Annotated in this window: 13 protein-coding genes; 5 read left to right on the forward strand and 8 right to left on the reverse strand. The window is 67.6% G+C overall.

All coding sequences use genetic code 11. The features are described from left to right. Positions 1–66: 66 nt before the first annotated feature. The 7 genes from JF886_RS03750 to JF886_RS03780 are packed head-to-tail and all read right to left on the reverse strand — an operon-like array spanning position 67 to position 7882. The gene (locus JF886_RS03750; RefSeq protein ID WP_337309752.1) at positions 67–1176 is read right to left on the reverse strand and encodes an enolase C-terminal domain-like protein; all 1110 of its coding nucleotides are present in this window, start codon (positions 1174–1176) and stop codon (positions 67–69) included. Further along, positions 1173–2138: an aldose 1-epimerase family protein gene (locus JF886_RS03755; RefSeq protein WP_337309753.1), complete on the reverse strand. Its 966-nt coding sequence runs from the start codon at positions 2136–2138 to the stop codon at positions 1173–1175. The genes JF886_RS03750 and JF886_RS03755 overlap by 4 nt, the downstream gene beginning before the upstream one ends. Continuing rightward, positions 2135–3139 carry an SDR family oxidoreductase gene (locus JF886_RS03760; RefSeq protein ID WP_337309756.1) on the reverse strand — a complete coding sequence of 335 codons (1005 nt, stop codon included), beginning with the start codon at positions 3137–3139 and terminating at the stop codon, positions 2135–2137. Before JF886_RS03760 ends, JF886_RS03755 begins: the two co-directional genes overlap by 4 nt. 40 nt (positions 3140–3179) lie before the next feature. Next, positions 3180–4883 (reverse strand): GMC family oxidoreductase, encoded by a 1704-nt coding sequence (locus JF886_RS03765; protein WP_337309758.1) that lies wholly within the window; start codon positions 4881–4883, stop codon positions 3180–3182. After that, positions 4880–5617 (reverse strand): gluconate 2-dehydrogenase subunit 3 family protein, encoded by a 738-nt coding sequence (locus JF886_RS03770; protein WP_337309760.1) that lies wholly within the window; start codon positions 5615–5617, stop codon positions 4880–4882. Before JF886_RS03770 ends, JF886_RS03765 begins: the two co-directional genes overlap by 4 nt. A gap of 2 nt (positions 5618–5619) precedes the next feature. Beyond that, the gene (locus tag JF886_RS03775; RefSeq protein ID WP_502711387.1) at positions 5620–6030 is read right to left on the reverse strand and encodes a hypothetical protein; all 411 of its coding nucleotides are present in this window, start codon (positions 6028–6030) and stop codon (positions 5620–5622) included. 58 nt (positions 6031–6088) lie between these two features. Continuing rightward, the gene (locus tag JF886_RS03780; protein WP_337309763.1) at positions 6089–7882 is read right to left on the reverse strand and encodes a thiamine pyrophosphate-requiring protein; all 1794 of its coding nucleotides are present in this window, start codon (positions 7880–7882) and stop codon (positions 6089–6091) included. A gap of 142 nt (positions 7883–8024) precedes the next feature. Between JF886_RS03780 and JF886_RS03785 the strand changes: the two genes are divergently transcribed. From JF886_RS03785 to JF886_RS16755, 5 genes are all read left to right on the forward strand, one after another. After that, positions 8025–8624, forward strand: a complete 600-nt coding sequence (locus JF886_RS03785) for a TetR/AcrR family transcriptional regulator (protein ID WP_337309766.1) — start codon at positions 8025–8027, stop codon at positions 8622–8624. A gap of 323 nt (positions 8625–8947) precedes the next feature. Then, the gene (locus JF886_RS03790) at positions 8948–9181 is read left to right on the forward strand and encodes a hypothetical protein (protein WP_337309768.1); all 234 of its coding nucleotides are present in this window, start codon (positions 8948–8950) and stop codon (positions 9179–9181) included. Continuing rightward, the gene (locus JF886_RS03795; protein WP_337309769.1) at positions 9174–9908 is read left to right on the forward strand and encodes a hypothetical protein; all 735 of its coding nucleotides are present in this window, start codon (positions 9174–9176) and stop codon (positions 9906–9908) included. The genes JF886_RS03790 and JF886_RS03795 overlap by 8 nt, the downstream gene beginning before the upstream one ends. Before the next feature lie 39 nt (positions 9909–9947). After that, on the forward strand, positions 9948–10244 hold the full coding sequence (locus JF886_RS03800; protein WP_337309771.1) for a hypothetical protein: 297 nt from the start codon (positions 9948–9950) through the stop codon (positions 10242–10244). 97 nt (positions 10245–10341) lie between these two features. Next, entirely contained in the window at positions 10342–10710 is a 369-nt protein-coding gene (locus JF886_RS16755; RefSeq protein WP_350340567.1) for a winged helix-turn-helix transcriptional regulator, read from the forward strand. A gap of 477 nt (positions 10711–11187) precedes the next feature. Here the strand turns inward: JF886_RS16755 and JF886_RS03805 are convergent. Further along, a partial coding sequence (locus JF886_RS03805) for a hypothetical protein (protein ID WP_337309772.1) occupies positions 11188–11396 on the reverse strand: 209 nt, incomplete at its 5' end.

Genomic DNA, 11396 nt, shown 5'->3' on the forward strand with positions numbered 1-11396 from the left:
ACTAAGGGCCGCTGCCGCGCCGCGCTGCAGGCTCGCCCCGCGGGTGTGTGCCGTCCTAGCCACGGGTCAGGCCACCCGGAATGGGGCGGCGTCGGCCTCCTTGAGTGACAGGCCGATTCCGGGTCGGTCGTCGGCGGGCCGGAGCGCCCCGCCCTCCGGTTTCAGCACACCCTCGAAGAGGAGGTGGTCGACGCGCACGTGGTCATGGAAGTACTCGATGTGGCGCAGGTTCGGCGGCACCGTCGCCGGGTGCACATGAATCGATGGGCCGCAGTGCGCGGAGAAGGGAACCTTGTAGGCAGCCGTCGTCGCGGCCACGCGCAGCCACTCGGTGACGCCCGCGCAGCGGCCGATGTCGGCCTGCATGACATCGACGGATCCCGCCGCCAGCATGGCGCTGAAGTATTCGAGGTGGTAGCCGTACTCGCCGGCGGTCACCTCGAGTGGCAGTGCCTCGCGCAGCTGGCTGAGTCCAACGAGATCGTCGGAGGTGACGGGTTCCTCGAACCAGGTCACGTTGAGCTCCTCGGCGAGGATATGGCCGAGGCGGAGCGCCTGCTTGCGGTCGTAGGCGCCGTTGGCGTCGACGAAGAGCTCGACGTTGTCGCCGATGGCGTCGCGAGCGGCCCGGACGCGTGCGAGGTCCTCTGTCCACGAGGTGCCGCGATCCTTGCCGATCTTCATCTTCACCCGCGGGATGCCCTGCTCCACCCAACCGGACAGCTGTGCACACAGCTCGACTTCGGTATAGCTCGTGAATCCACCGCTGCCGTAGATCGGTACCGCCTCGCGCACCGGCCCGAGCAGGCGGTGCAGCGGCAGGCTGACGGCGCGGGCCTTCGTGTCCCAGAGCGCGATGTCGATCGCGGCGATGGCCATCGACGCGATCCCCGGCCGCCCCAGGTTGCGGATGCGGCGCACCATCGCCTCCCAGCACCCGGTGGTGTCGTGGACATCACGGCCGAGCACCTCGCCGACGAGTGTGTCGCGGGCGAGCAGCCCGGTGGCCGGGTCGGCCACCGCGTAGCCGAGACCGCGGACGCCGTTGCGCAGCAGCGGCTGGACAACGACGAGCGAGGTCCTGTCCCACGCCAGGGTACCGTCTGCCTCCGGCTCCTCGGTGGGCACCGTGTAGACACGGACGTCGACCGATTCGATCGCCAGGTCGTCGCTCATGGGGTGCCCAAGGGGGTGATCCCCCAGCTCGTGGTTACGCTCTCGCTCGGCGCGAGCGTGACCAGCCCTTGGCCGGACGCAAAGGCGTTGGGGGCGCAGGTCATCGGCTCGACCCCGACCGAGCGCCGCCGCCGGGCTCGGTCGGGCAGCGTGTCGCCCGTGAAGAGCATGTAGTAGGGGTAGTGCTCCATCCAGAGGCCGACGCCGTAGTCCCCACGCCCCCGCCAGAGCCGCACCCACGCCCGCCCCTGCTCGTCGCGAGTCAGCTCGGTGAAGGCGGTGTCCAGCTTTGTGCCAAGAATGCGCGTTCTGGTACGGAAATCGTAGGGCGTGCCTGCCACATCTTCGGTGCCCACCGGAATGGCCTGCTCGTCGGTCAGCAGGCGGACGGCACCCGGCGCCTCCAGCCAGCTCAATTCGAGCGACTCGTCGTCGACGCGGAGGTAGGGATGCACACCCATGCCGTACGGGCAGGGGCGGCTGCCTAGGTTGGTCGCGGTGACGCGCGCGGAGAGTCCGTCGCAGCTGACCTGGTACTCCACCGACATGTGCAGCGCGAAGGGGTAGCCGGCGCGGGGATGCAGGGTGTGCTCCATGACCACGCGGTCGTCGCCACGCTCCGCCACCGTCCAGCTCTCCCAGCGCAGGAAGCCGTGGATGGCGTTGCCCTTCTCCGGTTCGCTCAGCGGTACCTGATACTCCTCGCCGTCGAAGCGGTAACGGCCATCGCGCAGACGATTGGGCCATGGAACGAGCAGCTGACCGCGCGCCCCGCTGCACATCTCGTCCTCTCCGTAGCCGTCGAGGAGTCGGCGACCGCGCACCTCGTACTCGCGCACACCGCCGGATAGCTCGACGATGACGGCGTGGTGGCCGTCGCGGCGCAGGTGGATCTGCTCGCCGGAGAAGACGCTGTCGCGCTGGCGCACGCCGAGCAGGTCGCCCGTGAATCGGACGCTCATCGTCGAATCAGTCTGAGCAGCCCGGCGGCCGCGGCGAGGCTGCCGACGAGGGCCCCGGCGACGACGGAGCGATGGGTTGTCGCCCACGCCTGGTAGCTGCGCGCCTTGGCCCGGTCATCGAACATGCCGTGGGTCGCGGCCTCGCCGGGGACGGGCTCGAAGAGATTATTCGGACGGTCCGGGGGGACGGGCATGCCGGCGATCTGCTGGGCGGAGAAACCGGTCCGCGCCAGGTAATGGTCGGCGAGGCCTGGAAAGAACTTGTTGCCAATGATCGCCTTCACCGCCGGGCCGCCGCAGTAGATCTCACGACGGTGGTGGTGGGCCGCGTAGTACACGGTCTCAGCGGGCACCTCCGGCTGGTAGATCGGCGGCACCGGCTGGGGGTGATCCGGCAGCTTGCTCCGGCACCAGTTGAACTGCGGCGTGTTCACCGCGGGCAGCTGGACCATGGTGATCCAGACCCTGCTCCTGTCGTGCATCAGCTCCGTCCGCACGGAGTCGGTGAAGCCGCGAATGCCGAACTTCGCGCCGCAGTAGGCCGCCTGCAGCGGGATCGCCCGGTAGGCGAGCGCGGAGCCCACCTGGACGACCGTGCCGTGGTCGCGCGGCACCATGCGCTGCAGCGCCGCCATGGTCCCGTAGACCGTGCCGAGGTAGGTCACCTCGGTGGCGCGGGCGAACTCCTCGGGGCTGGTTTCGATAAACGGGGCGAACACGGTCGCCATGGCGTCGTTCACCCAGACGTCGATGGGCCCGAACGCCTCCTCCAGCGCGCTGGCTGCTGCGTCCACCGCGTCTGCCTTGGACACATCCGCGGGCATGACCAGCGCACGGCCACCCATCGACTCAACCTCGCGGCGGCATTCCTGCAGCCCCGGCTCGCCGCGCGCCATCAGGCCCACCGCTGCACCTCGCTTGGCGAAGGCGTGGGCAACCGCTCGCCCCACCCCGCCCGAAGCGCCGGTCACCATCACCACCTCGGCATTGCCATTGCTCATGAACTTTCCTTTTGCCGTTCCGTCGACGTTGTGTCGGGGCTCACCGCCTCGAGCCTCCCGCCAGCGCTGCCGTCTTCACCGAACTGCTGCCGTGGTCCACCTTGCGCCGAATCAATCGCTCGGCGAGCCGGGAGGACATCGCCATGATGGTGAGCGCCGGATTGGCGCTCCCCTGTGTCGGACACGCGCTGCCGTCGGCGACCAGCAGGTTGGGCACGGCCCACGTCCGCTGGTCAGCGTCGATGACGCTGTTGCCCGGATCCGTTCCCATCCGGGAGCCGCCGATGAGGTGGGCATAGCGATGGATGGTGAGGATGTCCTGCGCCCCGGCCGCGGTGAGGATCTCCTTGATGACCCTCGTGGACCACTCGATGTTGCGCCGGTCGTTCTCGCACAGCGTGTAGTCCATGCGCGCTACCGGGATGCCGTACTCGTCCGTCTCGGACGCGAGCGTGATGCGGTTGTCCGGTTGCGCAAGCAGCTCGTTGAGCACCCCGACCGTTGCCCAGTGGTTGTAATCGCGCATGTACTCACGCAGCGCCGAGCCCCAGTGGCCGTCGGCGAGAACGTGCTCGGCCCAGCCGATCGGCAGCGGACTGACCGTCTGGATGCTGAAGCCGCGCTGAAAGCCGCGGCTCTCGTCGGTCTCGTAGTAGTGCTCGGACGACACCTCGGGGGGCGGTCCCTTGTACATCCGCACTTCCTGCGGGAAGCGACCGGCCGTCTGCGAGGCACCCTGCACCATCACATAGCGGCCCACCTGGTCCTCGTTGTTGCAGAGCCCCTTGGGGAATCGCTTGGACGCCGAATTGAGCAGGAGCCGCGGGGTCTCGATGGAGTACCCCGCGACGGCCACGAGCCGGGCACGCTGGTGGCGCTCCACCCCTCCCCTCTCGTGCATGTACGTGACGCCAGTGGCCCGGCCGGCGTCGTCGATCTCCACCCGCACGGCCATGCTGTTGGCGCGGATCTCGACCCCGTGCGCCAAGGCGTCGGGGAGGTGGGTGACGTACGGACTCGCCTTGGCGTTCACCTTGCATCCCTGCAGGCAGTAGCCGCGATAGATGCAGTGGGGCCGGTTGCCGAAGGTTCCGTTGACGATGCCCACAGGTCCGGCGCGCATCGGGATCCCGAGCTTCTCGGCACCATCCCAGAGCCGCAGGGCGGACTCGCTGACCGGGTGCGGCGAGAAGGGATAGCTGTGCGGGTCGCCCCACGGCCAGTTCTGGCCGGCGACGGGGAGTTCGCGCTCCACCAGCTCGTAGTGCGGCTTCAGGTCCCAGTAGCTGATCGGCCAGTCGGCGCCGACGCCGTCCTGCGATAGCGTCTCGAAGTCAGACGGGTGAAAGCGCGGCGTGTAGCCCGCGTAGTGCACCATCGACCCGCCCACCCCCCGCCCGCTGTTGTTCTTGCCCAGCTCGATGGGGTCGGCCCCGCCGATGATCCGCTTCTGCGTCCAGTACAGCTGGTGCGACCCGGCCTCGTCGCTGACCCAGTCCTCATCGGGGTGCCAGAACGGGCCCGCCTCGATGATGACGATGCGCCATCCGTGCCGGGCCAGCCGTTGCGCCAGCACAGAGCCGCCCGCGCCGGCACCGACGATGCAGAGGTCGACCTCGTCGTCATCGCGGTTGCGGCGCATGGTGTCTTCGCCGGGAAGGTCGCGGCGATGCACGTCGAGAAGGAAACGAGAATCGTTCTCCCGCGGGCCCACCGAACCCTTGAGCAGGCGCTGCAGCATCATTCCTGGCCCGGGACATCGACGCGCACGGGATCCTCGTCGGTGGCCCCGGGTTTCTCGAACGGCTCGCGAACCGAGGTCGGCCCGAGCCGCATGAAGCCGCGCGGGTAGGCGGGGCCACCGAAACCGATCTCGTTCCAGGCCCAGGGATGCGAGTAGAACTCGGCGAGGATGATGCGCATGCACACCGACCACGCGCGTTTCACATTCAAGGAGTCCCAGGTGCCGCCGCCGAGCTCGCCCTCGGACAGGAATCCGACGATCGCCTTCTGCGCGCTCGTTTCGCAGTCCGCGAAGTCCCGCTTGCCGTAGCGGGACATCGCGATCTCGTCAAGGCCGCGCAGCACCAGGTGCCACGTCTCCCGATCGTCGGGCATGTCGGCGTACTGGTAGCCGTCAAGGCGGCCCTCGGCCAGCTTCTGGTCGACCATCTGTGCCACCGGAACGCGCGGCTCAGCGTCCTGGGCGAGGCAGATGTCGCAGAAGGCGCGAAGTGTTGGTTGCTCAGCAGGCGCAAAGTACGTGTACTCGCGACCGCCCACGCGCATCCGCTTGTCGACGACCGCCCGGGTCGCCGCGTCCCACGTGTCGGCGGCGTCGAAGACGTCGTAGTCCGGGTAGCGGCCGATCATCTGCGGAGTCGTCCCCCGCCGCTGCCGGGGAAGCCAGGACTTGTCCGGGGGCAGGCCGCCCTCGCGGAGGTTGGGAAGGTGCCCGGCGCTGGAGAGGTCGGGCACCTCTAGCGCTCCCGGCGCAGCAGCGCGGCGAGGAGTCCCATGCCGCCCACGATGCTCATCAGTCCGGGAGCTGCGATCGGCGGACCCATGGGGACGTTGTAGGAGGCGAGTCGCCATCCCCCGGGACGGCGCGCCACGCCGCGGGCGTGGTAGTACTCGCCGAGGGCGCCGTTGAGGGTGTAGATGCCGGCGGTCAGCGGCAGCCAAGTCTTGGCCCACTTGCGGCTGAAGATGCCGCCAATGCCGGCCACGATGACCGGCGGGGTCACCACGATCGGGCTCCACATCATCTTGTTGCCGAAGCTCGCCCGGTAGTGCTCGATGTAGATCTCCGCGGTCGTCACCGCTGCCGCGAAGGCGGTCAGTCCTGAGAGCGAGCGCTCGAAGCGGCCGTGCTCGACGTTGCGCACCATGCGGTCGATGAGGTGCTCCGGTGGATCGGCCGCATGCACGCGCCACGGTGCTCGCATGTCAGCGACCCGGGACGAATTCGTCGAGCTTCTCGCGCATCGCCTCGACGGCCCCGGAGATGCCGTCGGCGGGGTCCTTGAGGACCGACTCGGTGAATCCCTTGGCCTGTTTGAGGGTGATGTGGGGAGGCAGAGGCGCTTCCTCGGGATCCGTTCGCGCGTCGAGGATGACCGGACGATCGGCGGCAAACGCCTCGCGCACCGCAGCCTCGATGTCCGCGGACCGATCGACGCGGATTCCTTTGAGGCCAATGAGCCTGGCGTACTCGTGGAAGGGCACATAGGGGATGTCCTGCGACGCTTTGAAGCGTGGGTCACCCTCCATGACCCGCTGCTCCCAGGTCACCTGGTTGAGGTCCTCGTTGTTGAGCACGAGCACCACCAGCCGCGGATCCGCCCAGGTTGTGTAGTACTTCGCGGCGGTGAGCATCTCGGCCATGCCGCCCATCTGCATGGCCCCGTCGCCGACCATGGCCACGGATACCCGGTCAGGGAAGGCGAACTTGGCGGCGATCGCATACGGCACCCCCGGTACCATCGTGGCCAGGTTGCCGGACAGCGACGCCTTCATTCCGCGCCGGATGCGCACGTGGCGCGCGAACCAGTTGGCCGCTGACCCGGAGTCGCTGCTGATGATGGCGTTGTCGGGAAGGTTCCGCGAGATCGCGGCGAACAGTGCCTGCGGGCGTATCCGACCGTTGTGGTCCTCGGGCTGGCCCCGGTCGTCCATGAGCCGCCACCAGTCCGCCATCTCCTCGATGAGCTTCTCCTGGAAGGAGCGATCCTCTTTGCGGTGCAAGAGCGGGAGCAGCGCCGCCAGCGTCTTCTTGCTGTCGCCGCAGAGGTTGACCTCCATCGGATAGCGCAGGCTCAGCATGCGGGCCGAGACGTCGATCTGGACACCGCGCGCCTCCCCCACGGGGGGCAGGAAGTTGCTGTAGGGGAATGAGCTGCCCACAACCAGCAGCGTGTCGGCGTCTTGCATCATGTTCCAGCTTGGCTTGGTGCCGAGCAGACCGATGGAGTTGGTGCAGTACGGCACCTCGTCGGGCACCGCCGCCTTGCCGAGCAGGGCCTTGGCGACCCCGGCACCGAGGGTATCGGCCACCGCGAGGATCTCGTCGGTGGCATCGAGCGCTCCGGCGCCCACCAGCATCGCCACTCGCTTGCCGGCGTTGAGCACGTCCGCGGCAGCGTGCAACTGGTGCTGGCCCGGGACGAGGTTCTGCTCGATGAAGCCCACGCCCGTGTGCACAGCCTTGAGTCCCGCGGGCTGCTGGGGTACGGCCTCCTTCTCCTGGACATCCGCGGGGACGATCACGCAGGTCACGGTGCGCTCCGCCTGGGCGATGCGCAGCGCCCTGTCGATGCAGTGGCGGATCGTCGAGGGGTCGTTGGCTTGCTGCACGTAAGCGCTGGCCACGTCCTTGAAGAGGCTGAGCAGGTCCACCTCCTGCTGGGTATCCGAGCCCAGCGCGGTGACCGGGGCCTGGCCCACGATGGCCACCACCGGCTGGTGGTCGAGCTTGGCGTCATAGAGGCCGTTGAGGAGGTGGATGGCCCCGGGTCCGGAGGTCGCCATGCAGACGCCGACGCTACCTGTGAACTTGGCGTGGGCACAGGCCATGAACGCGGCCATCTCCTCGTGGCGGACCTGGACGAAGCGCAGCTTCTCCTCGTGGCGGCGCAGTGCCCCGAGGATGCCGTTGATGCCGTCCCCGGGGAAGCCGTAGACGGTGTCGATCCCCCACTCGAGGAGCCGTTCGCAGAGGTTGTCCGCCGCCGTCTTGGACATGTCGTCTCCTCGTCATTGGGGGTGCCCGGGTCCGGTAAGCTCACGCGGATAGGTACTGACTGGTCCGTACGCTTAAGATAGAATGACTCATCGGTACCCACCGCGGCAAGCCCACTCTGCGGGATGCGACGAGGAGGTCTTGATGCCCAGGCTGAGCCCCGAACAGAGGGAAAACCATCGCCAGCGCATCGTCGACGCCGCCTGGCGCTGCGTCGCCAGGACCGGCTATTGCGACCTCCGCGTCGAGGACGTCTGCGCCGAGGCGGCGGTCGGCAAGGGGTCGTTCTACCTCTACTTCAAGCGCAAGGATGACGTCCTCTTCGCGTTGCTCGAGCAGGACGCTGCGGCGATCGAGGAACGCATCCGATCCGTGGTGATGTCGAACCAGCCGGGCATCGACCGTCTCCGCCTCTTTGCCCAGACCATGCTCGCCGACCATGACGACAAGGGACGCATGCAGGTTCGTGCCGACCTGTGGGCAGAGATGTTCTGCGAGAAGTCGGTTCGCGAACGCTTCGTCGAACACCTCGATCGGCGGCGGCGTCTGCTGAGCGAGGCCATTGAGGCGGGCATGAGAACCGGTGAATTTGACGGCGGGGTCCCCGCCGAAACGCTGGCTCGCATCCTCCTCGCCATCGTGGATGGGCTGATGCTCCATGCCGCGGCGGCGCCGCGGAGCATGCGCTGGAGCTATCTGCGCCAGGGCGTAGACGGACTCCTGGCTGGACTGCGGGCGGCGTGAGCGCGCCTACATCGACTGGCCTGGAGCGCACTGGGTCACCCCGAATGTTCTCTCCGCCCTATGCGCGCGGCCTCCTCGCCGGCGTCGCCGGAACTGTCGCCGAAGCTTTCTGGTCGCGGCGTCAGGCGCGACTGCTGGGGCGTGCACCAGTCTTTGGCACCACCGAGATGGCCAGAGCGCTGATCCTGAAATTCACCGCTCGGACACCGAGTGTCGGACTCGCGCGTGCTGGCGGCAACGCGATGCGCTGGACATACGGTCCCCTGTGGGCTCTGGTGTGGGGTGCTCTGCCGGGGCCCTGCTCCCGGCCTACGATGCGCTCGATGGCAGCTCTGGCTCTGCTCATCTGGGGTGTGGAGCTGGTCACGTTGCCGTGGGTTGGCGCGACACCTCCACTGCGCGCCTGGCCGGCCGTCGACATCCTTCTCGACCTGACGAACGCGAGCTTGTATGCACTCGTGGCAGGTGCGAGCCTCACCGTGCTGACCGAGCTCAACGGCCTCCCCGACCGTCACCGTGCTCGCGAGCTGAAGCGTGAAGGCCACCGCTATGAGTGATCAAACCAGTCCATTCCTCGACGCGTGGTCGGCTGCCGTCGTTGCCAAGCAGGTCGCGAGAGATGTGCTGCAACACATCGAGGAGAGCGGGGAAGGAGCATCGGTCAAGATCCGCATGATTGCGCCGGTCAGCGGCACCTTTCCGGAGCACCCCGTCGACACGGCGCTGCGCGACCTCGCTCTGGCAACGCAGGCGTCGAGTCATGCCGCAGAGGCAGCGTGCCGGTCGGAGACGCCGCCAGAACATGCGCAAGCGGTCGGAGCCGCTGCGCTGCTGGCCGCCAAGGCGCTCTCCTTGGCCGAGAGTGTCGTAGCGTCTCCGGCACGCCGTTCCGATCCTGAGGAGCGCACCCGGATGGTTCACGAGGTCGCCGCCACGGCCTTTGCTGCGGCACGGCTCGACAGCTCGACCGGGTACCAGCGCGAAGGGCGGCAGTACACCTCACCCAGCTACCCAGTGTCGTGGCACCGCCTGATCGACACTCTCAGCAACGCAATCAACGAATGCAGCACAGCCGACGATGGCGTCCCCGAGCGGCGGCACCTCGTCAGTGCCGCTGCCGCTGCTCGCGACGGGGCGCAGGCTGCCCGACGCGCGAACGTTCGGTTGCAGACCAGTAATGCCGCTCGGCCGGCCTTGTCGAGGTTCATCCGCGTCGCTTCGCTTGCCGCCGCCTACGCAGGGTGTGCGGCGCTGGTTCCGCTTCGCTCATCGAACTCGGGGTGAGACCCGCTTGGCGGTCGCCCGCTCCCGGAGCAAAACACCATGGAGGACGATCAGGTGCCCGAGAACCGTGAACCCGAGCCGGTGATGGAGTCGCGCGAGCCCGCAGATGGACCAGGCGCGCAGCCAGTGATGCAGCCAGAAGAGGCGGCCGAGACCCCAGAGCCCGAGCCGGTGATGGAGTCGCACGAAGAGGGTGGCCGACCGAAGTCGGTGCCGGTGATGGAGTCGCGACGGCCGGACGAGGGGATTGCTCCGCCCGGGGTGATGGACTCACAGGCGCCTCCCCAAGACGACCAGGCCGAGCCTGTCATGGAGAGCCGGACAGGCTCGACCTGAACGCTTTGATGCCGGGGTGTACATGGGTCAGCCACCGCACAGCTCGATGCGCACCGTCGCAAATAACTAGCGAGGTATCCGACAGCTCGGCCACCCCATGTCGCTGACGACAGCCCAGGCGGGTCTCTGCTTCGCCGAGGAGAAATGGAACCTACGTATTCTGAGTGCCATCTTGTGGAAGCCGATGGGCTTCAATCAACTCTGTCGGTATCTCGCAGGCATCAGTCCGAACACTCTGGCCAAACGTCTGGACCGGCTCGAGATGCTCGGCCTCGTGGACCGAAGGGTGATCTGTGCAACGCCACCGGCCACGCAGTACTCGGCGACCGCAGCGGCAGGCGAGCTGCGGTCCGTGTTGGTCATGGCGCGTTGGGGTGCACGATACGTCGGTACCAGGCAGCCCGACGCAGACCGCGCCACCGCTGGGCAACAGACCGTTTGGAACCATGCAGAGCCGGGCGAGTAATCCCTCGCCCGGGCCGAGCCGCGAGTTCGAGCCGCCTGCACCGCTCCGTCCACGGACGTCCAGCAACGTCCACGCATTTCCAGTTCGTGTTTGAGACGTCCTCAGGGGTCCACCGGCGTCCATCCTGAACTCGGCAGCGGTCCGATTGACGTGTTTCCGTCCAGCAGAGTCCGCCGGCATCCGGTCCCGTGGGGGTCAACTTGGGGGTCAGAAAGGGCCAGAGTTGGCACCATCCCACCTCCTTGACCGGGCTACGCGGCCGTGACCAGAGAGGCCCGGGCCGGGGGTGGGCGCGAGCGCGCAGCGGGCGACACGGCCCGACCCGAAGCGAAGCAAGTGGTGCGGTGTCGGCCCGGCTACGTTGCTTGTCTCCATGTATTTGCAACACCCATTTTCCGCCTCCTGATCGGACATGCTCCGGCTCCAGCGGACTGGGCTGGGAGTCAATAAACCGAGTCTCCACAAAGCCGGGGCGGTTCAGTGGAGAGAGTTTCGCTCGAGTGGTAGGTTGACGCTCATGGCAGACCTCTTCGTGATCAGCGGGAAGTTGTGTCCCTTAGTGTGGTGTAAATCCGGGGTGAGCCTTCTGGCCCTGCCGACGAGGTAGACAAAGAAGGCCACCGCGGAGTTCTCTTGGAAGCTCTTACCCAAACCAGGAGACCCACGATGGCCCAGGACAGAATGAC

Source organism: Candidatus Aeolococcus gillhamiae (assembly GCF_016464765.1).
Classification (GTDB): Bacteria; Chloroflexota; Dormibacteria; order Aeolococcales; family Aeolococcaceae; genus Aeolococcus; species Aeolococcus gillhamiae.

Excerpts from the sequence above, each read along its gene's own strand:
- JF886_RS03750 (WP_337309752.1), bottom strand. The coding sequence starts at position 1,176 with ATGAGCGACGACCTGGCGATCGAATCGGTCGACGTCCGTGTCTACACG.
- JF886_RS03755 (WP_337309753.1), bottom strand. The coding sequence starts at position 2,138 with ATGAGCGTCCGATTCACGGGCGACCTGCTCGGCGTGCGCCAGCGCGAC.
- JF886_RS03760 (WP_337309756.1), bottom strand. The coding sequence starts at position 3,139 with ATGAGCAATGGCAATGCCGAGGTGGTGATGGTGACCGGCGCTTCGGGC.
- JF886_RS03765 (WP_337309758.1), bottom strand. The coding sequence starts at position 4,883 with ATGATGCTGCAGCGCCTGCTCAAGGGTTCGGTGGGCCCGCGGGAGAAC.
- JF886_RS03775 (WP_502711387.1), bottom strand. The coding sequence starts at position 6,030 with ATGGTGCGCAACGTCGAGCACGGCCGCTTCGAGCGCTCGCTCTCAGGA.
- JF886_RS03780 (WP_337309763.1), bottom strand. The coding sequence starts at position 7,882 with ATGTCCAAGACGGCGGCGGACAACCTCTGCGAACGGCTCCTCGAGTGG.
- JF886_RS03785 (WP_337309766.1), top strand. The coding sequence starts at position 8,025 with ATGCCCAGGCTGAGCCCCGAACAGAGGGAAAACCATCGCCAGCGCATC.
- JF886_RS03790 (WP_337309768.1), top strand. The coding sequence starts at position 8,948 with ATGGCAGCTCTGGCTCTGCTCATCTGGGGTGTGGAGCTGGTCACGTTG.
- JF886_RS03795 (WP_337309769.1), top strand. The coding sequence starts at position 9,174 with ATGAGTGATCAAACCAGTCCATTCCTCGACGCGTGGTCGGCTGCCGTC.
- JF886_RS03800 (WP_337309771.1), top strand. The coding sequence starts at position 9,948 with ATGGAGGACGATCAGGTGCCCGAGAACCGTGAACCCGAGCCGGTGATG.
- JF886_RS16755 (WP_350340567.1), top strand. The coding sequence starts at position 10,342 with ATGTCGCTGACGACAGCCCAGGCGGGTCTCTGCTTCGCCGAGGAGAAA.